Here is a 20,575-nt window from a genome sequence, read left to right on the forward strand (position 1 = left end):
TTCGGATCGGGCATGATATCTGGCATGCCAGCACCGACCGGAGTCGTTCGATTCCGCGCCTACCGTCAGTACGAGGCACTCCGGGTCGAGGCCAGCAACGCGCTGATGGGGCTCCTGGCCGGCGCGCAGCTCTCGAACCACCTCCTGCAACTGAACCGTGGATCCGATCGCCTGCTGCCGGAGGTCTACCCGAACGTCCCCCACATCAAGCGGTTCAACCTGACCGCGGAAGCTGCCAGCGACATCCTCGGGGAAGCAGACGTTCACCTCGGCGCGATGAGCATCGCCTATGCCCTGGCACTGCACGAGGACTACATGAAGACCTGTTTGCTGATGGCGGCCGACGCGGGACTGCTCTCGCGCCGTCGTGCACGAGACGCACGCTCGGCGGGCCAGCACGAGGCGCTCCAGCTCGCCGCCGGCGCGCAACTCCATCCGGTCCCGTTGGAGCAACTGACCGTGCTGCGGAGGATGCGCAACGCGGTGATCCACGACGGTGGACGGATCGACGACGGTCTCGTGACGACGATCGACGGGTTGAGCCCCGAAGCGATCTCTGCATGGACGAAGGTGACCGGGACGGACCCGACCAGTCTCCGCGCGGGCCAGAAGCTGCGTCTCGGCCACGGGGAGATGCTCCTCGCCTTGGCGGTGACCAAGAACGTCGACCGAGGCTGCAACGGTCTGCTCCAGGTCGGGATGAGCCGGAACGAGTGGACCCGCGTCGCCGTTGACGATGCTCTCGAGGAGCACCCGGGCTCGCTCCGCGCCGGAACCGCGCTGCGGAAGTGTCACGGCGTCGCACGACACCTGTACGGCCCACTCAATCTGAGCAGGACAGAGATCGCAGCAGAGTTGGACCGCCGGGGCCCACTCTGAAAGACAAAACGGGGCTCTTCTCGTTGAGCTACGGTTCACCGCCGGGACTTGCACCCGGGTCTCCGCGTTTCTGTGGGAACTCCGGCCGCGAACCGGACGCGGCCTTCGCCGAATCCCTCGAGTCCACGCTACCAGCGCACCAGTCGGCGACCAACCCCGGGCAGCAACACGGCGCCGGACGGAACGCACCCGTGTCCCGTCCGGCGCCGCGGTCTCTCTCCCCCGAGGGGGACCACCGGCCCCGCTGCCTCAGGCCCGGCGTACCCGCAGGGTCACGATCTCGAAGGGACGGAGCGTCAGCACGACCGGCTCCCCCGAGTCCCACGAGTCCCCCAGCGGGCGTTCCAGCAGGTCCACCGTCGCCACCGAAGCGACGTCGAAGCCGAACGACACCCCGACGTCGGTCGCCCGACCCCCCGAGGCCTCGTACAGTCGCACCACCACGTCACCGGAGCGGTCCTCGGCGAGCTTCACTGCCTCGACCAAGACCTGCGGCGACGACACCGTCACGAGCGGGTCGACGGCAGTGGTGCCCGCGACGGTCCGCACCGGCAGGTTCAACCGGTAGCCCGAGTCGGCGGCGTCGAGCACCGAGGCACCCACCCGCAGCACCGTCCGGAACACGTGGTGCCCCTGGTCGGCGTTCGGGTCCGGGAACGTCGGTCCGCGCAGCAGCGACTCGCGCACGAGCGTCGTGGTCCCGCCGTCGGGCCGGGTGCTCCGGGTGATGTCGTGCCCGTACGTGGAGTCGTTCGCCACCGCGACACCGAACCCCGGCTCCGCGACGTGCACCCAGCGGTGCGCCGACGTCTCGAAGCGGGCGTGGTCCCACGAGGTGTTCTGGTGGGTCGGCCGGTCGATGTGCCCGAACTGGATCTCGCTCGAGGCCGCCGCGGCACGCACGTCGACGGGGAACGCGAGCTTCAGCAGCTTCTGGTGCTCGTGCCAGTCGACCTCGGTCTCGATCACCAGCTCTGCGAGCCCGGCGACCGCCGAGTACCGCGTCGTGAGCGTCGACGACCCGAAGGACCGTTCCACCACGAGCGAGGAGCCGTCGATCGTGACCGACGAGGCCGACAGCACGGTGCCGTTGCGCTGGTACGCACGGTCGATGTCCCACGCCTCCCACTGGTTCGGGGTGTCGCGGAACACCGTGTACTCCGCAGCGGCAGCGCCGGGTGCGATCGCGTCGCGTCCGCTGGCGCGGTCGACGAGCGACACGACGTGGCCGGCTCCGTCGATGGTCGCCGTGACGACGCCGGTGTCGAAGACGAAGTGGTCGCCGGAGCGGACGGGAGGCACGGGGTCCGCCGCAGATCCGAGCGAACCTCCCAGGGCGGCCGCGTCCCCTGCCGCGACCGGCGAGGCGTTGAAGCGCACGACGTTCCCGGGCGACCCGCTGCCGCCGACGGCGTCGGCGCCGGACGGCGCGTCGAGCAACGCGCTGCTGCCGCCGGCAGCCGTGGACGACGAGGCACCGACCCCGGCGAGCGCCGCAGCGCCCCCGTTCGCGAGGGCGGTCGTCGCGGTGCCGATGAGCCCCTCGAGGACCTGGGCGATCTGCGCGTAGTTCTCCTCGGCGTTCTCGTAGACCCAGGCGATCGAGGACCCCGGCAGGATGTCGTGGAACTGCTGCAGCAGGACGGTGTGCCAGGCCTGCTCGAGTTCCTCGTACGGGTAGTCCAGTCCGAGGCGCACGGCTGCGGTCGACGCCCAGAGCTCGGCTTCGCGCAGCAGGTGCTCGGAGCGGCGGTTGCCCTGCTTCGTGCGGATCTGCGACGTGTAGGTGCCGCGGTGGAACTCGAGGTACATCTCGCCGGACCACACGCCGGGTTCGGGGAGCACGCGTTCGAGTTCCTCGAAGACCTGGGCCGGAGTACCGAGCTGCACCCGGGGTGAGCCGTCCAGGTCGTGCTGGCGTCGGGCGGCTGCGACCATCTCGCGGGTGGGGCCCCCACCGCCGTCGCCGAAGCCGTAGAGCAGCATCGAGGTGTTCGCGACGCCGCGCTCCTTGTTGTTCCGTTCGCCGCGGTGCAGGTCGGCGGCGGAGACGTCGGAGTTGTAGGTGTCCGCTGGCGGCAGGTGGGTGAGCACCCGCGAGCCGTCGATGCCCTCCCAGTGGAAGGACGTGTGCGGGATGACGTTCGTCTCGTTCCACGACGGCTTCTGCGTGACGAACCACTTCGAGCCGGCCGCGCGGACGATCTGCGGCAGGGCGCCCGAGTAGCCGAACGAGTCGGGCAGCCAGGCCTCGGGGGTGTCGATGCCGAACTCCTCGAGGAAGAACCGCTTGCCGGCGACGAACTGTCGGGCGAGCGCTTCCCCACCGGGCAGGTTCGTGTCCGACTCGACCCACATGCCGCCGACCGGGATCCACCGGCCCTCGGCGACGCGCTCCTTGATGCGCGCCCAGATCGACGGGTAGCCGTCGCGGATCCACGCGTACTGCTGCGCCGACGAGCACGCGAAGGTGAAGTCGGGGTCACGGTCCATCAGGTCGAGGACGTTCGAGAACGTGCGGGCACACTTCCGGATCGTCTCGCGCACCGGCCAGAGCCAGGCGGAGTCGATGTGCGCGTGGCCGACGGCGATCGCCCGGTGGGCCGCGGCGCTCGCGGGGACGGCCAGGACGGGTGCGAGCACCTGACGGGCATCGGCGGCGGTACCGGCGACGTCGTCCGGGTCGAGGGCGTCGGCGGCCAGTTCGAGAGCGTGCAGGATGTCGGCGCCCCGGGTGCCGTCGGTGGGCAGTTCCGCCATCAGGCCGCGGAGCACCCAGAAGTCCTGCTGCAGTTCCCACACGGTGTCGTCGCGTTCGACGAGCTCGAGGGAGCGTACGCGGTAGATCGGCTTGTCGCCCGCGGTGGACCGCGAGCCGAGGGGCGTCGCGCCCTGGAACGAGTCGCCGCCGATGTCCGGGTTCGCACCGGCCTCGACGTAGAGCTCGAAGGACTCCCCAGGACCGACCTCGAGGGGCACGGTGTCGTTCCGCGGCTCGATGCCCTTGATCGTGGAGCCGTCGGTGCGGTACGCCAGGCCCTCGGCCTGGAACCCCGGGTGCCGCTTCGTGAACCCGAGGTCGACGAGCAGTTCCGCGGTGGTCCCCGGCGCGGTGCCGAAGTCCGCCGGCACTGTGCCGGTGATCCGGAACCAGGTGGTCCCCCACGGTCGGCCGCCCCAGTGCGAGCCCACCGTGAACGGCGTGAACGACTGGCGGACGGCGGAGTCGAACGGCACCGGCTCGTCCGGCACCTCCCACGCCTCGATCGTCACCGGCGCCGAGCGTCGGTGCACGGCGGGGTCGACACGGTCGCGGACGAGGCGGGCGATCCGTGCCTCGACGAGCGGTTCGTCCTGGTGCATGTGGTTCCTTTCGAGAGAGCCGGCCGGAGCCAGCGGATCAGCCCTTGATGCCGCCGGCGAGGGCGTTGCCGCCGCCGAGGCCTCGGGACACGATCACGTAGAGGGCGATGACGGGCACGGAGTAGACGATCGAGAACGCGGCGAGCTGTCCGTACGCGACCGCCCCGTTCTGCCCGAAGAAGTTGAAGATGCTCACCGCGGCGGGCACCTTGTCGGGCGAGAGCAGCAGGACGAACGGGACGAAGAAGTTCCCCCACGCCTGGATGAACACGAAGATGAACACGACGGCGATGCCCGGGCGCATGAGCGGGACGACGATCCGCGTCAGGGTGGTCATCATCGACGCCCCGTCGGTCCACGCAGCTTCTTCGAGCGAGATCGGCACGGAGTCCATGAAGTTCTTCGCCATCCAGATCGCCATCGGCAGGGACGTCGCGGCGAGGAAGAAGATGCAGCCCCACACGTTGTCGATCAGGTTGAGCGACACGAACAGCGCGTAGACGGGCACCATCATCGCGGTGATCGGCAGGCCGGTCCCGAACAGGATGCTGTACAGGAACGGCTTGTTGACGCGCATCTTGTAGCGGGACAGCGGGTACGCGGCGAGCAGCGCGAAGACCACCGTGACGACCGCCGTGCCGCCGGAGAGCAGCAGGCTGTTCGCGAGCGGGATGAACGACAGCTCGGGCGTGAGCACCTTCGTGAAGTTGTCGAGCGTGAACTGCGTCGGCAGCTTGACGGACAGCGACGCCTGGGTGTCGACCGAGGCGAGGACGAGCCAGAGCAGCGGGACCGCGAAGCACACCGCGATGACGAGCAGCACGGTGTTCGCCACCCACCGCATGGTGCGGCCGCGCGGCGACGTCATGTGCAGCGAACCGGGTGCGGTCACCGAACGGGTGGTGGTCGGGTCGAGGGACGGGGCAGTGATGGCCATCAGTCCACCTCCGGCTTGAGGGCTCGGATGTAGATGATCGAGAAGACCGCCCCCACCACGAGCAGGATGGTCGCGATCGCGGTCCCGAAGCCGAGCTGCGAGAACTTGAACGCCTCTTGGTAGGCGAGGATCGGCAGGGTCGACGAGTTCGTGCCCGGCCCACCCCCGGTCATCACGAAGATGAGGGTGAAGACCGACAGCGTCTGCAGCGTCGTCAGCATCAGGTTGGTCGAGATGCTCCGTCGGATCACCGGCAGGGTGATGTAGACGAGGCGCTGCCACCCGGTGGCACCGTCGACCTCGGCGGACTCGGTGATCTCCTCCGGGACCTCCTGCACGGCGGCGGAGTAGACGAGCATCGAGAAGGCCGTGCCGCGCCAGATGTTCGCCAGGATCACGGCGAACATCGGGAACGTGTACAGCCAGTTCGGGCCGCTGATGCCGATGGACTTGAGGAACTCGTTGAGCGTGCCCTCGTCGTTGAAGAACGCGTACGCGGCGAACGAGGCGACGATCTCCGGCAGGACCCACGCGGCGACGACGAACGTGCCGACGATCGCGCGGACGGCCTTGTTGGCGGAGCGCATCAGGAGCGCGAGGCCGAGCCCGAGCACGTTCTGTCCCACGACCGCCGAGGCGAGCAGGAACACGACCGTCAGGACGACGGACTTCGGGAAGTCCGGGTCCTGGAAGAGCTCGACGTAGTTCTGGAAGCCGACGAACTGCTGGTCGGCTGCGCCGGCGCCGGTGAGCGCGGAGTTCGTGAACGACCCGTAGAACGACGAGATGACGGGGCCGAGCAGGAAGATGACGAGCAGGACGAGGGCGGGCAGGAGCGGGACAGCTCGTCCGACGTTCCGCAGTGGTCGCCGCTTGCGCGGCACGGGTGGGTCGGTGCGCTTCGGCGCACCGGGCGCCGACAGCGTCGGCGCGAGGGGGGTGCTGGACACGATGGGTGCCTTCCGGGTGCGGAGGGGTTCCGAAGGTGGGGAAGGACGGACCGGGAGGCGCGGTGCGGGGTCGCCCCGCGCCTCCCGTCCGTCAGTGGGTGACGTCCGTCAACCAGCCGAGACGGTGTTGTCCTTGCCGACCACCTGTTCGACGGCCTTGTCGTACACGGCAGCCGCCTGCTTCGGTGTCTGCTGTCCGGTCATGACCGACTCCATCGCGACCTGGATCGCGTTGGACACCTGCGAGTAGTCACTCGTCGCCGGGCGGAAGTTCGTGTTCTCCACCAGTCCGGAGAAGAACTTGAACGTCGGGTTGGCATCGGTGTAGGCGGTGTCGTCCGCGACGTCCTTGCGGACGGCGATCTGGCTGTTCTCGGTGTCGTACTTCAGTGAGCCGTCCTTGTCGAGGAAGCTCGTGATGAAGTCGAACGCTGCCTGCGGGTTCTTCGACTTCGCGCCGACCGCCAGGGTCCAGCCGCCGGACATCGAGTTGTAGCCCGGGTCCTGACCGTTCTGCGTCGGCATCGGTGCCTGACCCATCACGTCGTTCCACTCGGCCCACGGCGCGGTACCGGACTTCAGCCACGTGCCGGACTGCCACGAACCGTCGAGGTCGATCGCGAGCTTGCCCTTCGGCAGCCACGTCTGCGCGATGGTCGTGCCGACGTTCGTGTCGAGTGCCTGCTGCGGTGTCGGTCCGAGGCCGCCCTGGTAGACGTCCTTCACGAACTGCAGCGAGTCGACGAACTGCTTCGACCCGGTGACCCACTTCTTGTCCTTGTAGAGCGTGTTGCCGGAGCCGTCCGCGCCGTACAGGAGCATCTCGAAGCCCTGCATGGTCGATGCCTCGCCCTGCGCCTTGCCCGAGTAGATGTTGAACGGGATCAGGTCGGGCTTCTTGTCCTTGATCGTCTTCGCCGCGGCGAGCACGTCGTCCCACGTCTTGGGCTGCCACGGCACGGGCAGTCCGACGGATTTGAAGATGTCCTTGTTGTACCAGAGCGCGCGGGTGTCGGTGCCCATCGGGACGCCGTAGATCTTGCCGTCGTCACCCTGCCCGGCCTGCTTGGCGTTGTCGAAGAACTGGTCCCAGTCCTTCCACTTCGCCGTGTACTTGTCGAGCGGCAACAGGTAGCCGGCCTCGGCGTCGGCCTTGACGAGGAACGTGTCCTCGTACATGACGTCGGGAGCCGTCGCGGGCGCCTTGTTCATGAGCGCGAGCTTCGTGTAGTAGTCGTTGCCCTGGGCCTGGATCGGGACGAGCGTGACCTTCTTGCCCGGGTTGTCCTTCTCGTACTCCTTCTTGACGACCTTCATCTGGGCGTCGAGCTGCTGGAAGGCTCCGAACTTCTGGTACGCGATCTTGATCGTGTCGCTCGAGGCGGACCCCGAGGCTGAGCAGCCTGCCAGGCCGACCGCGGCGACGGCCACGGCTGCGAGTCCGGCGATGATGCGGGTGCGTTTCATCGGTGCTCCTTTGCACGGGTGACATCCGCGGGCTCCGTCGCCCGCGCGCAGGATTAGTCCACCGTATGGACTTATCCGTGTCAAGGGGTTTTTCGCGCCGCGCGCGTCGGGGCGCTGCTGTTTGGGGAGTACCTGGTCGAATCGGGCGTACCTGGTCGGAACTTTCGACCAGGTACGCCCGATTCGGCTTTCCATCCCACGCGCTCTGGGAAAGAACGTGTGTCAGGAGATGGGGGTCGCGCTCCCGGTCACCGTGATGCCGCCGGATGCCGGCACGTCGACGAGCAGCACGCTCGGACGACCGACGTGGCGGCCCTGCCGGGTGACGACACGGTCGCCGGGGACCACCGCACCGACCTCGCGCAGGTACGCCCCGGTGGACGCTGCCGCCGAACCCGTCGCCGGGTCCTCGGTGATGCGGCCGGCGGGGAACAGGTTCCGCGCCTCGTACTCGCGCTCCCCGGTCCGGAGCAGCACCGTGACCGTCCCCTGCCAGCCGGCCTCGCGCTTGAGGTCGGCGAGTGGTCCGGGTGCGAACCGGAACTGGTGGAAGAGCTCCCGGTCGTGCAGCACGAGTACCGGGTGCCAGTTGCCGGCGAAGGACTCGAGCACCGGGAAGCCCGGCGCGATGTCGTCGGCCGTGAGCCCGAGCAGGTCGAACAACCGGGCGAGGAGCGCCGGGTCGATGTCCCGCGTCGCCGGTTCGACACTCGTCATCGCGACCTGGACCACCCCGTCCGGGCCGGTGGTGGCGTCGAGGGCGACCTCGCCGGCGGCCGTCGTGAACACCCGGCGGCCGAGCCCCTGCCGTTCGGCGAGCGCCACCGCGAGCGCGACCGTCGCGTGCCCGCAGAACGGCACCTCGGCGGCGGGCGAGAAGTAGCGGACGTGCGGGCCCGTCGCCGTGGTGCCGACGACGAACGCGGTCTCGGGGTAGCCGACCTCGCGGGCGACGGCGAGCATCTCGTCGTCGGTCAGTGCCGCTGCGTCGAGGACCAGTCCGGCGGGGTTACCGCCTCCGGGCTCGGCGGCGAAGGCGGTGTACCGGAGGACGTCGGTGCTCATGGTGCGACGCTACTGCGGGACCGGTGCCGTCCGCGCGGGCCGATCGGCGACGCGTGGCACGGCCTCGCAGCCGGTGGGGGTAACCCCCGCACGACTCCGGGTGCGCACGTGATGTTTCAGCGGGTGATCCGTCACGAGACTGGGTGCATGAGCATCGACACGCGCCCGAACACCTCCCGCCGCACCCTCCGCATCGCCCTCGCCGGGGCCGCAGCACTGTCCGCGCTCCTGCTGACCACGGGGTGCAGCGTGCTCGAGGACATCGTTCCGAACAAGACGCCGCAGAAGCACTTCGCCACGTACTCGGACGCGCCGCGGTCCGGTGAGTCGAAGGACATGGCGTTCTTCATGCCGGAGTGGGTTCCCGAGGACGCGAAGAACATCGACGTCCGGCTGCATGCCTCCCAGCCCGGGTACGTCATCCGGTTCGCCTCGCAGGAAGGGGTCGACCTCGCCGCGTGCACGAAGCTCGACGGCTCGTACGGCGGCCCGGCGATGACTGCGGACTTCCTGCCCGACGACCTGCCCACGAAGGGCCTCGTCACGTGCGGCGACGGTCGCGCGGTCGCCGAGATCGGGGACCGCTGGTACGGCTGGACCACGAAGAACGCCATCCCCGGTCAGGACGACTCGAGCACGCTGCGCACCGACGGCTGACGCACCCACAGGGCAGACGGGAGGCCCGTGGCGGCCTGGCCACGGGCCTCCCGTCCGTCCGTGGGGCGCGCCCACTGCACGGAGTGAGCAGAAGACGTCGGGTCCGCACCACGAACCCGACGTCTTCTGCTCACTCGGAGCCCCCGTGGGGCCTGGGGACTACTCCGGAACCGCCGCCTTGCGACGACGGCGGACGATCAGGACCCCGGCGCCTGCCGCGAGCAACAGGAACGCCAGCAGCGTGCCCGCGCCGAGGCCCTCGGCACCGGTGAACGCGAGCTCGCCCGCCGGGGTGATCGTGATCGGTGTCCAACCCAGTACCGTGCCGTCGGCCGCGGTCACCACGATGCGGTGCGCACCGGCCGGAGCATCGGCCGGGATCGTCACCCGGACGGTGCCGTCGGCCGCGACCGTCACCGTGCCCAGCAGCGTCGGCGCCGAGAACAACCAGACGTCCACCACATCACCGGCGTACTGCGTCCCCACCGTGACCGTGATCGTCTCCCCCGCACGAGCTGATGACGGCGCCGACACGGACCCACGGGTCGCGTCCGTCAGGCTCGTCTCCGACGGAGCCCCCGGCGCGACCGGCGCGACCGTGCTCGGCGCCGACGGCGTCGGCCCGGGAGTCGGCTTCGACGTCGGGGCCGGCGTCGGCTCGGTGCCACCGTCGCCCGGCGACGGCGTCGGCGTCGGCCCGGTGCCCGGGTCGGTGTCGCCGCCCTCGCACGGGTACGTCCCCGTCCGGAGCGAGAAGCCGTCGGTGTCGTTGTCGTCGGCGTAGAACGTGGCGCGCTCCCCGTCCGTGCAGACGCCGGAGATCGCGAAGCCCTCGTTGGCGAGCGTGCGGTCGGCGTTCGACGGTGCTTCGTGGACCTCCGCGGCGGTGAAGACACCGTCGGTCACCTCGTACACGGCAGTGCGGCCGGCGCAGGCATCGTCACAGACCACCCAGAGCGCGTCGAGGGTCGGGTCGAACTGCACGTCGGCGACCACGGCGAACGGCGAGGCGATGGTGGCCACGCGCTGGAACGAGCCGTCGTCCATCAGGGCGTAGGCGTAGACGCTCGCGGTGCCCTCGACGCCGACGAAGAACAGGCCCTCGCCGTGTCCGGCGTACGAGGACGGGGAGTAGGCCGCACCGGTGTGCTCGTCCGCGAAACCGTGCGCGGTGAGCCACGAGTCCGGGATCCAGGTGACGCCCTCCAGGCCGGCGTTGGCGCCGAGCCCCGGGAAGTCGGCGGCCAGGTTCCACTCCTCGGTGGCGCGCAGGGTCGACTCGGACCCGTCGGTGGTCGCGTAGCGCAAGACCGACGGGCGGCTGGTCTTCGACACGTCGTTGTCCCGCTCGGTCGACACGTACACGGCGCCGGGGTCGTCGCTCGCGACGGTGACGCCCTCGGCGTCCGGGGTGCCCGTTCCGTCGGCGTACCGCAGGTCCGTACCCGCGGCGTTCGACGGAGCCCAGCCGCCGTGACCGTCCGAGGCCAGGTGGTAGAGCAGACCGTCGCCGTTCTGCACGGCCCAGAGCTGGCCGCCGCGCGACGTGCCGGAACTCGTCCAGTCGACGCCGCTCAGGTCGCCCGAGAAGGTGTCCTCGTCGTCGAGCACGGTCTCGTCCGGTCCGCCGGGCCAGGGCTCGGCGGTGACGACTCCGGCGAACCGGTTCGCCGCGCCCTTCGTCGGCTCGGCAGTGTCGGCGAAGGCACCGGTGCCGTCCGGGTTGCGGCCGTACGTCGAGGCGGCGTGGGCCGTCCACGAGTACGAGTCGACCAGCGCACCCCGCGGGTCGAACACGCGGGCCGAGTCGGCCTTGCCGAGCCCGAAGCCGAAGTCCGCCTCGTCGAGGACGGTGAACCCTCCGGCTGCGATGGTCGTGGCAGCGGGGACCGTGTACGCGTGGTCGTCCTCGCTGTCCTTCAGGACGTACCCGCCGAGGTCGACCGTGGTGCTGCCGACGTTGGTCAACTCCACCCAGTCGCCCGGGGTGCCGTCCTGCGACTCGACCTCGTTGATGCGGACGGGCGACGAGCAGTCGTTCGCCGCGCCCTTCGTCGACGCGGTGGTGTCGACCAGCGCACCGGTTCCTCCGGCGCAGCGACCGTACGTGACGACCGCATGGCTCGTCCACGAGTACCGGAGCACCAAGTCACCGGACGGGTCGTAGATGCGTGCGGTGTCGGCACCGCCGAGCCCGAAGTCGAACCCGGGCGCGGTCGCCGAGAGCTGGTCGATGACGAAGTACCCGCCGGGCGCGATCGTCGAACCAGCGGGCAGGACGTACGCGTCGTGGGTGCTGTCGTCGTCGAGGAAGGCGTAGCCGGTCAGGTCGATCGACGCGGACGACGTGTTCCGCAGCTCGACCCAGTCGGTGTCGTCGCCGTTCGACTCGACCTCGTTGACGACCAGGCCGTTCGCAGCAGTGGCACCGACGCTCGGGTCGTCGTCCCCGACGGCGGCGACTGCCGGGCTGGCCGCGAGCACGCCGGCACCGACGGCCAGAGCGGTCACGATGGCGGCACCGAGCCGCACGGAGCGGGGGCGCAGGGCAGGAGTGCGCATGCAGGTCCTTCTCGGGAGGGGAGGGGAGACCTGCACGACTGTTCAGCACCCGGGCGTCCGAGCGGTGGCCGGACGGTGAACGACAGGTGTCGTGGGTGGCCGCCTCAGTCCCGCGCGACCCCCGAGAAGTCCGGCTCCCCGTCCGGCAGCGCCGGCAACGGCGTGCCGTCGACGTACCGCGGCCAGGCCAGCGCACGAGACGAGGTCGGATGCGGCTCGTACCGGTACCGAGGCGCTCCGGTGCCAGCGGCCGCTGCCGGGGGCACCGCCGGGGACGCTCCCGTGGTGACCGCGGGCGGCGCGTCCGGTGTCGGGGTGGCGTCCCAGGCGGTGACCGGCACCGCAGACGGCGCGACCGGCACCGGCCACGCAGCCGCCGACGCGGTACCCCTCGGGCGGAACAGCGCGTTGCTGAGCGGGACGACGACCGTTCCGAGCAGGTCGAGGATGACCACCACCCACACGAACCGCCAGTACCCCGGCGCGTAGTGCACGTCGGGAGCGAGCAGCGGGATCGACAACAGCAGAGCGAGCAGCCCGATGACGCCGACCGTCGTCTTGGCGACGACCTGGAGCACGGGTGTCGGGTACCGGCGGTGGATGACGAGCAGCAGGTGCACGTGCAGGAGCGCCACCCGGGCAACACCGACGAGCCAGATCCAGTGCCAGAACCGCTCGCCGACGAGCCAGAGGTCGTCTCCACCGTGCGGGTTCGTCGGGACGAGCCAGACCTTGTACAGCCCCGCGACGAGCAGGTACATCGAGGTGACGATGCTGGCGAACGCGAACGTGCCCGATCGGCGTGACGAGACGTCGGCGTCGTACCAGGACAACAGCGCGAAGACGACGACCACGACGATCGTCAGGAGCAGCTGCACCGCGACCCGTCCGAAGTCACCGACCAACACGGCCACGATGCCGACGAGGCCGGCCGCCACGACGGCTCCGATGATCGTCCGGAAGACGAGTGGGCGCACCTTCGCCCAGCGTCGGTCGATCGCTCCGTCGGTGCCGCTGTCCGTCATGTGTCCCCCGCCGTTCCCCGCCGCCCTGACGGATGCTTCGGTTCGCAGCGTAGTGGGAGGTGCCGGCGACCTCCGACCGCGGTCAGCGGCGGATGAGCAGTCCGCTCGCCCGCGGCGACAACGCGGCGTCGAGCACCAGGCAGGCCGCCCCCACCGCGGCGACGTCGGCACCGCGGTCGCTCTCGACGACGTCGACCGCGTGCTTCGGCACGAGCAACGGCGACCCGACGATCGCCGCGCGGGCAGCCGGCAGCGCGGCACTCGAGATGCGCGACCAGAACGGACCGCCGAACACGACCCGGTCGATGTCGAGGAGGTTCACGATGACGACCGCGGCGTCGCCCATCACGGTGCCGGCATCGGCAGCGAGCGAGACGGCGGCATCGTCGCCGGCGTCGATGGCGGCGGCGAGCTCGTCCCAGGCGCGGTTCACCGCGTCGAGAGAATCGTCGGAACCACCGGAACCACCGGAACCACCGGAACCGTCGGACCCACCGGAATCGTCGGAACCACCGGAATCGTCGGAACCACCGGAACCACCGGTGAACGTCACCCCCCGCTCCCGCGCGATCCGCACGAGCCGGTCCGGTGCCACCGCCGCGCCGACCTCGCCGCGGGTGCCCGAGCCGTCGGGGGTGCCCGCGAGCGCCCCCTGGTCGACCATGATGTGCCCGGCGTCCCCGGCGTTGGACCCGACCCCGCGCACGGGTTCGTGGTCCACGACGAGCCCGACGCCGAACCCGGTGCCGAAGTACACGAACGCGAAGTTCCGGGCCGACGACTCCCCCGCCAGGAACATCTCGCCGACCGCCGCCGCCGTGACGTCCTTCTCGAGCAGCACCGGGTAGCCGGTGGCCTCGGCGAGCGCGTCGCGCAGGGGGACATCCCGCCACCGGGGCAGGAACGGCGGGTCGACCACGATGCCGGCGTCGACGTCGATGGGGCCGGGGCTGGCGATCCCGACGCCGAGCACCCCGTCGACGTCCACGCCCGCGTCGGCGATCAGGCCGTCGACCGCGGACCCGATGGTGCGGACGACCTCGGACGGGTCGTCGGCGGTGGGGGTCGAGGTGGTGGACGAGGCGACGACGGTGCCGGCCAGGTCGAGCAGCACGTAGGTGACGACGGCCGGGTCGACGTGCACACCGACGGCGTACCGGCTGCCCGGTTCGAGCCGCAGGATGGTCCGGGGCTTGCCGCGACCGGCGACGACGGTGCCGGACTCGACGATCATGCCGGCCTCGATCAGGAACCGGGTGACGTTCGACACGGTCTGCGCGCTGAGGCCCGTGCGCGACGCCAGCTCGACGCGGCTCAGGCCGTCCGGCGAGCGTCGGACGGCATCGAGCACGACCGTGCGGTTGAAGCCGCCGATCGACGGGAGGTTCGCTCCACGCCGATGTTCTGCCATTCCGCGACCATACCGCGCCCTCCCAGGTCATCCGGCGGGATGACACCACTGGCCCCCGCACGGGTCGCACCGTTACCCTGGCCGCATGGCCGACCTGCGTCTCGAAGCACTCTCCGCGAAGACCGCTGCCGCGGCGAACTCCCTGACGCTCAAGCCGGGCCAGGAACAGTTCGTGCAGCCGACCACCTACGGGGTCGCCGAGTCCGACGTCAAGCCGAGCTCCGCGTGGACCCGCGTGGTGCTGGACGGCGACGACGTCCTGGGCTTGATCATCGGTTCCTTCGACGCGGACAACGCGCAGGAAGAACTGCGCAGCGCGATCTGGCGCGTCAACGTCGCCGGCACCGCGCAGGGCCGTGGCATCGGCCGCTTCGCCGTGCACGGCCTGGCGGACGAGGCACGCAGCCGCGGGCAGGAACGACTGACGGTCGTCTACGAGCCCGGTGGTGACGACAGTCCCGAGGCGTTCTTCCGCGCCGTGGGCTTCGAGGTCGTCCGTGAGACCCAGTACGGCGACCACTTCGCGGTCCTGACGCTCTAGTAATCCCCAACGACGTACTCGACAACGACGTGCCCTCCGACGACGCCGCCGTCGACTTCGGCGCTGCGGTCGCCGAGGTCGTCCGGATGATCCCGTCCGGGCACGTCATGACGTACGGCGACGTCGCCGCGGCGCTCGGCTCACGTGCGTCGCGTGCGGTCGGCAAGGTGATGGCGCACGAGGGCGCCGACCTGCCTTGGTGGCGCGTGGTGCGCGCGGGTGGGCACCCGCCGCTGCACCACGAGGCCCGTGCGCTCCAGCACTACCGCGCCGAGGGGACGCCGCTCGTGCAGGGGACGGCGGCCTGGAGGCTCGACATGCGCCGTGCCCGCTGGTCGCCCACCGCGGACGGAGACCCCACTGCCGGTGCGGACGACCCGGGGTTCCCCCGGGATCCGTTCTGACGGGTCCCGGGGGCGCGGGTCACTTGTAGGCGTTGACGGCGCCGACGTCCATCCGCACCGTGCCGTCAGCGTCGATCACCGGTCGTTTCTCGGACCGCGGCTTCGAGTACGCCTCGAGCTTCTCGATGCGCACCTGGTCACCGTTCGTGATCACGCCGGGCACGCACGTGTACACGTTGTCGTTCGCATCGGCGTCGCGCGCCGCGATCTCGACGACGTCGCCGGCACCGTTGTCGATCGTCATGCCGACCTGGTAGCGCCGGAACGAGCCGGTGCCGTTCGACTGCGCCGAGTAGACGATCGGCACGATCCGCGCGATGGCGGGGTTCATCGTGATCTCGACGACCTCGTCCGCCAGGGTCGTCGTGCCGGTGCCGCGGCGCTGGTCTCCGAGGTGCACCACGGCGCCGTCCGCGGTCGACGCGGTGAAGCGCTGGTCGGTCTTGGTACCGAACTGCGAGACCGTCTCGACGTGGCCGTCCACGTACTGCACCAGCGCGTAGACGTCGTAGTCGGTGCTGTTCGGCCACGAGATGGTGACCGTGATCTTCGCCGTCTTCGTGAGGCTGACGACCTGCCGCTTCTCGAGACTGATGCGGCCCTTCGCGAGACCGAGGTCTGCAGCCGGCACCTGGTCGGCCGGCGGCTCCGTCACCGGTGCTTCCGGAGCGGTCCCCGTCGTCGTGGTCGCGTTCTTCTTGCCGAAACCGAACATCTCGTCCCCCTGGTCGTCCACTGGTCACGTACCCGACCATCTTGCCCGACGACGACGCGGTGTCGTCAGGCGTCGAAGCGTGCGCCCTTCGGGTTCGACGGGACCAGGCACAGCAGGTACACGACGAGCGACCCGATTCCCGGCACGATGTGCAGGAACTGCCAGAACCCGGACAGCCCGGCGTCGTGCAGTCGCCGGGCCCCGAGCGCGAGCGACCCGATGAGCGTCGCGAGGGCCCAGAGCACGAACAGGTAGGACCCGACGGGGTTCTCGAACAGCGCGCTGTCCGGTGCGAACGCCTGCGGGACGAGCTGCAGCACGAGTCCGATCGCGAGCGAGGTCAGCCACCACCACCAGAACTCGGCGCGTGAGGCCCGCCCGGTGAACACGGTGTACTTCCGCCAGAACCGCCGGACGGCCTCGGTGAAGGGTGCGCCGTAGAAGGGGTCGCGCAGGGCGACGCCGCCGGGCTGCACGCTGTCGTTGCTCATGGAGCAAGCCAACCACGTGGTGCAGCCCGGCCGCGTCCTACACGAGCGAGTCGCGCCAGGCCGCGTGCAGCTGGGCGAACCGGCCGGTGCCGGCGATCAGGTCGGCGGGGGTGCCGTCCTCGACGATCGTGCCGTGCTCCATGACGAGCACCCGGTGGGCGATCGCGACGGTGGACAGGCGGTGCGCGATGATCACCGCGGTGCGGTCGGCGAGCAGAGTCTCCAGCCCTTCTTGCACCAGTCGCTCCGAGGGGATGTCGAGCGATGCCGTGGCCTCGTCGAGGATGAGCACCTTCGGGTCCGCGATGAACGCCCGCGCGAACGAGAGCAGCTGTCGCTGACCAGCCGAGACCCGACCGCCGCGCTTGTTCACGTCGGTGTCGTACCCGTCGGGCAGCGCCATGATGAACTCGTGCGCGCCGACCGCCTTGGCGGACGCCTCGATCTCGGCACGGGAGGCCCCGGGCTTGCCGAGCGCGATGTTGTCCGCGACGGTGCCGGAGAACAGGTAGGCCTCTTGCGTGACCATCACGATCGCGCGGCGCATGTCCTGGGTGTCGAGGTCCCGCAGGTCCACGCCGTCGAGCCGCACCGTGCCCTGCGTCGGGTCGTAGAAGCGCGCCATCAGCTTGGCGAGCGTCGACTTGCCCGCCCCCGTGGACCCGACCAGGGCGATGGTCTGCCCCGCCGGGATGTGCAGGTCGAACGCCGGCAGCACCACCTTGCCCGCGTTGTAGGCGAACACGACGTCGTCGAAGTCCATCTTGCCGTGGGCGTCCGCGAGCTTCGTCGGCTTGGCCGGGTCCGGCACGCTCGGCCGTTCCTCGAGGACGCCGGAGATCTTCTCCATCGCCGCCGAGGCCGACTGGTACCCGTTGTAGAACATCGCGAGTTCCTGCGCCGGGTCGAAGAAGCGCTTCGCGTACAGCGCGACCGCGAGCAGCGCACCGACCTCGAGCGTCCCGCCGACGATCCGGAAGCCGCCGACGATGACGACGGCCGCGAGCGTCAGGTTGCCGATGAGCACGAGCACCGGGTCGAAGGTGCCGAACAGGTTGAACACCTTGGTGTTCGCGACCCGGTAGCTCTCGACGTAGCCGCCGTACTCGTCGCGGTTGCGGGACTCCTTGCGGAAGGCCTGCACCGCGCGGATGCCCGTCATCGTCTCGACGAAGTGCACGATCACGCGCGCCGAAGTGGTGCGGGTGGACCGGAACAGCGTCTGCGAGTTCTTCTGGAACCAGCGGATCAGGAACCAGAGCGGCACGAGCGACACCGCGAGCACGAGCCCGGAGGTCGGATCGAGCACCACCAGCGCCACCCCGGTGAACACCATGTAGAGCACACCCTGGATGAGCTGGTTCAGGCCGGAGTCGAGCAGCTCGCGGATCGAGTCGAGGTCGCTCGTCTGGCGGGAGATGATCCGACCGGACGTGTAGGTCTCGTGGAACTCGAGTGACAGCCGCTGCGTGTGCAGGAACACCCGCTTGCGCAGGTCGAACAGGATCGCCTGGCTGATCCGCGCGGCGAGCACGGTGTACCAGGCGGTCAGCACTGCGCCGAGGACGGCCACGACGATGTACGTCCCGACGACGGCGAACGCCGGCACCCAGTCGTTCTGGTCCATCACCGCGGGCAGGGCGTTGTCGATGCCCCACGCGATGAGCGCCGGCCCTGCCACGGTGCCCGCCGTGGAGACCACGACGACGATCCCGAGCAGCACCAGTCGGAGCTTCAGCGGGGCGGCGAGTGACCCGAGCAGCGCGAGGGAGCGACGCCGCAGGCGTTTGCTCTCCGCCTTCGTGAAGTCGTCGCGCTCCTCGCCGCGCACGCCCAGGGTGGTGATCGAGGCGGTGACCGGTGCGGCAGTCTGCGCGCCCGCAGCGTCGTCGGTGACCGGTGCCGGGCCTCCCGGCCGGTTCTGGTCCGTCTGCTGGCTCATGCCATCGCCCCCTGTCGTGCGGTCTGGTCCTCGTCGTCGAGCGACGAGATGACGTAGCGGTAGTGCTCGTTGGTGGCCATCAGGTCGTGGTGGGTCCCGACGGCGGTGATGACGCCGTTCTCCATGAGGGCGACGCGGTCGGCCAGCGTCACCGTCGACGGACGGTGGGCCACGATGAGCGACGTGGTGTCGGCCAGGACACGGCGCAGGCCGGCCTCGACCCGGGCCTCGGTGTCGACGTCGAGCGCCGACAACGGGTCGTCGAGCACCAGCACCGACGGTCGCGCCGCGATCGCACGGGCCAGCGCGAGCCGCTGGCGCTGGCCGCCGGACAGCGAGAGTCCCTCTTCGCCCACGCGGGTGTCGACGCCGTCCGGCAGGTCGTCCACGAAGGATGCCTGCGCGATGTCGAGGGCTTCACGCATGAGCGCTTCGGCCTCGTCGCCCTCGACGTCCGGACGGCCGAGCAGCACGTTCTGCCGCACCGTCGTCGAGAACAGGGTGGCGTCCTCGAACGCGACGCCGACGTGACGGCGCAGTTCCTCGCGCGTGAGGTCACGGACGTCGACCCCGTCGATCGTCACCGACCCGCCGGTCACGTCGTACAGACGCGGCACGAGCGAGAGCAGCGTGGTCTTGCCGCTGCCGGTGAGCCCGACGAGCGCCATGGTCTCGCCCGGTTGCAGCTGCAGCTCGATCCCGTTGACGAGGTCCGGGTACTGCGGTGCGGAGTCCTGGTACCGGAAGTGCACCGCGTTGAACGACAGGGCACCGTGCGGCTCCGTGATCGTCTTCGGGTGTTCCGGATCGGTGATCGTGTTCTCGGAGTCCATGACCTCGAAGAACCGGTCGACCGCCGTTCGGGTGTCGAACGTCATCGACAGGAAGAAGCCGATCGACTCGATCGGGAACCGCAGGACCGTCGCCGTCGCGAAGAACGCGAACAGCTGCCCGACGGTCATCTCGCCCTGCGACGCCAGCCAGATGCCGGCGAGCAGGCACAGCGCGAACGCGACGTCCGGCACCAGCAGCAGCCAGAGCCAGATGCTCGCGATCGCCTTCGCCTTCTTGATCTCGGTGCCCCGGAGCGCCTCGGCCTGCTCGCTGAACTCCTCGAGCTTGGCGCCGCCACGGCCGAACGCCTTGAGGACGCGGATGCCGTGCACGGACTGCTCCACGCTCGTGGCGAGGTCACCGACCTGGTCCTGGCTGCGGCGCGCGACGACGGAGTACCGACGTTCGAACAGCAGCCCGTTGATCCACAGCGGGATCGACGCGACGAGGAAGATGAGCCCGAGCAGCCACCCGAAGGTGAACAGGACGACGAACCCGACGACGATCGTGACGATGTTCACCACGAGCAGGACGACCCCGAAGGCCAACCACCGGCGGATGAGGGACAGGTCCGACACGGAACGTGACAGCAGCTGACCCGACTCCCAGCGGTCGTGGAAGGCGACGGGCAGGTCCTGCAGCTTCGCGTACAGCGCGTTCCGCATGCTGGTCTCGATGCGGGTCGACGGGCGCATCACCATCCGGCGGCGCGAGGCGATGAAGAACGCCTCGAGCACACCCAGGGCGAGCACGGCGAGGCCTGCGGGCCAGATCTGTGCGGAGTCGCGCGTCGACAGCGGACCGTCGACGAGCCACTGCAGCACGTAGGGGATTGCGAGCGCCACCAGGGAGGCACCCAACGCCGCGGCCATGCCGGCGATGAGGCGGCCCTGGTAGGGCTTCACGTAGGGGTAGATCCGCGCGATCGCGCGGAAGGTGGACGGGCGCGCCGTGGTGGGCGACTTGGACATGCGTTGCGTCCTCATGCGTCTGCCGGGTCCCCGGGTCGCGCTGCGCGGTGTTCGCCTGCTGCGTGTTGCTTGCTTGCTGACGTGCGGTGCGCGGCTTCGGCCTGGAGGCTCGGTGTGGCGTTGCGTGGTGATCATCGGCCGGGCGCGTGGTCGCGTCTCCGCCGTCACTCGCGTGACGTCGGTCGGGCCGGAGGGCACCGGGAGACACTCGTCCCCCGGGTTCAGGCGGGTGGTTCGCGAACGCTGGTGGTGCTGCGCCGCGAGGCCGTGGGAACGGCCTGGCTAGACGGCGGCCGCGACGCGCGGTCGCGGTGCGATCAGGGATCGCCGTGCGGGAGTGGTCCCCACGACGGACACGAGA

The 20,575-nt window shown here is 70.0% G+C and carries 16 protein-coding genes; 4 read left to right on the top strand and 12 right to left on the bottom strand.

Annotated features, from left to right (window positions below; all coding sequences use genetic code 11):
• Nucleotides 1-24: 24 nt before the first annotated feature.
• The gene (locus ITJ59_RS10150; protein WP_194651006.1) at nt 25-879 is read left to right on the top strand and encodes a hypothetical protein; all 855 of its coding nucleotides are present in this window, start codon (nt 25-27) and stop codon (nt 877-879) included.
• A gap of 249 nt (nt 880-1,128) precedes the next feature.
• On the opposite strand, the gene ITJ59_RS10155 is transcribed toward ITJ59_RS10150, so the two are convergent.
• The 5 genes from ITJ59_RS10155 to ITJ59_RS10175 form a co-directional block, all read right to left on the bottom strand.
• Nucleotides 1,129-4,242 carry an alpha-mannosidase gene (locus ITJ59_RS10155; RefSeq protein ID WP_194651007.1) on the bottom strand — a complete coding sequence of 1,038 codons (3,114 nt, stop codon included), beginning with the start codon at nt 4,240-4,242 and terminating at the stop codon, nt 1,129-1,131.
• A 37-nt stretch (nt 4,243-4,279) separates the two neighbouring features.
• Nucleotides 4,280-5,179 carry a carbohydrate ABC transporter permease gene (locus ITJ59_RS10160; protein ID WP_333925055.1) on the bottom strand — a complete coding sequence of 300 codons (900 nt, stop codon included), beginning with the start codon at nt 5,177-5,179 and terminating at the stop codon, nt 4,280-4,282.
• A complete protein-coding gene (locus tag ITJ59_RS10165; RefSeq protein WP_194651008.1) occupies nt 5,179-6,129 on the bottom strand; it encodes a carbohydrate ABC transporter permease in 951 nt (316 codons plus the stop codon). The genes ITJ59_RS10160 and ITJ59_RS10165 overlap by 1 nt, the downstream gene beginning before the upstream one ends.
• Before the next feature lie 108 nt (nt 6,130-6,237).
• Nucleotides 6,238-7,596: an extracellular solute-binding protein gene (locus ITJ59_RS10170; RefSeq protein ID WP_194651009.1), complete on the bottom strand. Its 1,359-nt coding sequence runs from the start codon at nt 7,594-7,596 to the stop codon at nt 6,238-6,240.
• A gap of 222 nt (nt 7,597-7,818) precedes the next feature.
• Nucleotides 7,819-8,661 carry a PhzF family phenazine biosynthesis protein gene (locus ITJ59_RS10175; RefSeq protein WP_194651010.1) on the bottom strand — a complete coding sequence of 281 codons (843 nt, stop codon included), beginning with the start codon at nt 8,659-8,661 and terminating at the stop codon, nt 7,819-7,821.
• A gap of 147 nt (nt 8,662-8,808) precedes the next feature.
• Here ITJ59_RS10175 and ITJ59_RS10180 point away from each other — a divergent pair, with 147 nt between their 5' ends.
• On the top strand, nt 8,809-9,318 hold the full coding sequence (locus ITJ59_RS10180; RefSeq protein WP_194651011.1) for a hypothetical protein: 510 nt from the start codon (nt 8,809-8,811) through the stop codon (nt 9,316-9,318).
• A gap of 159 nt (nt 9,319-9,477) precedes the next feature.
• On the opposite strand, the gene ITJ59_RS19405 is transcribed toward ITJ59_RS10180, so the two are convergent.
• From ITJ59_RS19405 to ITJ59_RS10195, 3 genes are all read right to left on the bottom strand, one after another.
• Nucleotides 9,478-11,880, bottom strand: coding sequence for a lamin tail domain-containing protein (locus ITJ59_RS19405; protein WP_194651012.1), 2,403 nt, complete (start codon nt 11,878-11,880; stop codon nt 9,478-9,480).
• A 104-nt stretch (nt 11,881-11,984) separates the two neighbouring features.
• Nucleotides 11,985-12,905 (bottom strand): hypothetical protein, encoded by a 921-nt coding sequence (locus ITJ59_RS10190; protein WP_194651013.1) that lies wholly within the window; start codon nt 12,903-12,905, stop codon nt 11,985-11,987.
• A gap of 82 nt (nt 12,906-12,987) precedes the next feature.
• Complete coding sequence (locus tag ITJ59_RS10195; protein WP_194651014.1) at nt 12,988-14,316, bottom strand: ROK family transcriptional regulator; 1,329 nt, start codon at nt 14,314-14,316, stop codon at nt 12,988-12,990.
• 85 nt (nt 14,317-14,401) lie between these two features.
• On the opposite strand from ITJ59_RS10195, the gene ITJ59_RS10200 reads away from it, so the two are divergent.
• Both ITJ59_RS10200 and ITJ59_RS10205 read left to right on the top strand, forming a co-directional pair.
• Nucleotides 14,402-14,857: a GNAT family N-acetyltransferase gene (locus ITJ59_RS10200; RefSeq protein ID WP_194651015.1), complete on the top strand. Its 456-nt coding sequence runs from the start codon at nt 14,402-14,404 to the stop codon at nt 14,855-14,857.
• Between the two features lie 29 nt (nt 14,858-14,886).
• Complete coding sequence (locus tag ITJ59_RS10205) at nt 14,887-15,261, top strand: MGMT family protein (RefSeq protein WP_323749471.1); 375 nt, start codon at nt 14,887-14,889, stop codon at nt 15,259-15,261.
• A gap of 19 nt (nt 15,262-15,280) precedes the next feature.
• Here the strand turns inward: ITJ59_RS10205 and ITJ59_RS10210 are convergent, their stop codons facing one another.
• From ITJ59_RS10210 to ITJ59_RS10225, 4 genes are all read right to left on the bottom strand, one after another.
• Nucleotides 15,281-15,997 carry a TerD family protein gene (locus tag ITJ59_RS10210; protein ID WP_194651016.1) on the bottom strand — a complete coding sequence of 239 codons (717 nt, stop codon included), beginning with the start codon at nt 15,995-15,997 and terminating at the stop codon, nt 15,281-15,283.
• A 44-nt stretch (nt 15,998-16,041) separates the two neighbouring features.
• Complete coding sequence (locus ITJ59_RS10215) at nt 16,042-16,467, bottom strand: DUF805 domain-containing protein (protein WP_194651017.1); 426 nt, start codon at nt 16,465-16,467, stop codon at nt 16,042-16,044.
• 37 nt (nt 16,468-16,504) lie between these two features.
• Entirely contained in the window at nt 16,505-18,313 is a 1,809-nt protein-coding gene (locus ITJ59_RS10220; RefSeq protein WP_194651290.1) for an ABC transporter ATP-binding protein, read from the bottom strand.
• Between the two features lie 92 nt (nt 18,314-18,405).
• Nucleotides 18,406-20,214, bottom strand: coding sequence for an ABC transporter ATP-binding protein (locus ITJ59_RS10225; RefSeq protein ID WP_194651018.1), 1,809 nt, complete (start codon nt 20,212-20,214; stop codon nt 18,406-18,408).
• Nucleotides 20,215-20,575 lie beyond the last annotated feature (361 nt).

The organism is Curtobacterium sp. VKM Ac-1393, from assembly GCF_015350995.1.
Lineage (GTDB): Bacteria > Actinomycetota > Actinomycetes > Actinomycetales > Microbacteriaceae > Curtobacterium.

Coding starts and splice junctions, on each gene's coding strand:
- ITJ59_RS10170 (WP_194651009.1), bottom strand. CDS start 7,596: ATGAAACGCACCCGCATCATCGCCGGACTCGCAGCCGTGGCCGTCGCC.
- ITJ59_RS10175 (WP_194651010.1), bottom strand. CDS start 8,661: ATGAGCACCGACGTCCTCCGGTACACCGCCTTCGCCGCCGAGCCCGGA.
- ITJ59_RS10150 (WP_194651006.1), top strand. CDS start 25: ATGCCAGCACCGACCGGAGTCGTTCGATTCCGCGCCTACCGTCAGTAC.
- ITJ59_RS10215 (WP_194651017.1), bottom strand. CDS start 16,467: ATGAGCAACGACAGCGTGCAGCCCGGCGGCGTCGCCCTGCGCGACCCC.
- ITJ59_RS10200 (WP_194651015.1), top strand. CDS start 14,402: ATGGCCGACCTGCGTCTCGAAGCACTCTCCGCGAAGACCGCTGCCGCG.
- ITJ59_RS10155 (WP_194651007.1), bottom strand. CDS start 4,242: ATGCACCAGGACGAACCGCTCGTCGAGGCACGGATCGCCCGCCTCGTC.
- ITJ59_RS10180 (WP_194651011.1), top strand. CDS start 8,809: ATGAGCATCGACACGCGCCCGAACACCTCCCGCCGCACCCTCCGCATC.
- ITJ59_RS10195 (WP_194651014.1), bottom strand. CDS start 14,316: ATGGCAGAACATCGGCGTGGAGCGAACCTCCCGTCGATCGGCGGCTTC.
- ITJ59_RS10225 (WP_194651018.1), bottom strand. CDS start 20,214: ATGTCCAAGTCGCCCACCACGGCGCGCCCGTCCACCTTCCGCGCGATC.
- ITJ59_RS10160 (WP_333925055.1), bottom strand. CDS start 5,179: ATGGCCATCACTGCCCCGTCCCTCGACCCGACCACCACCCGTTCGGTG.
- ITJ59_RS10190 (WP_194651013.1), bottom strand. CDS start 12,905: ATGACGGACAGCGGCACCGACGGAGCGATCGACCGACGCTGGGCGAAG.
- ITJ59_RS19405 (WP_194651012.1), bottom strand. CDS start 11,880: ATGCGCACTCCTGCCCTGCGCCCCCGCTCCGTGCGGCTCGGTGCCGCC.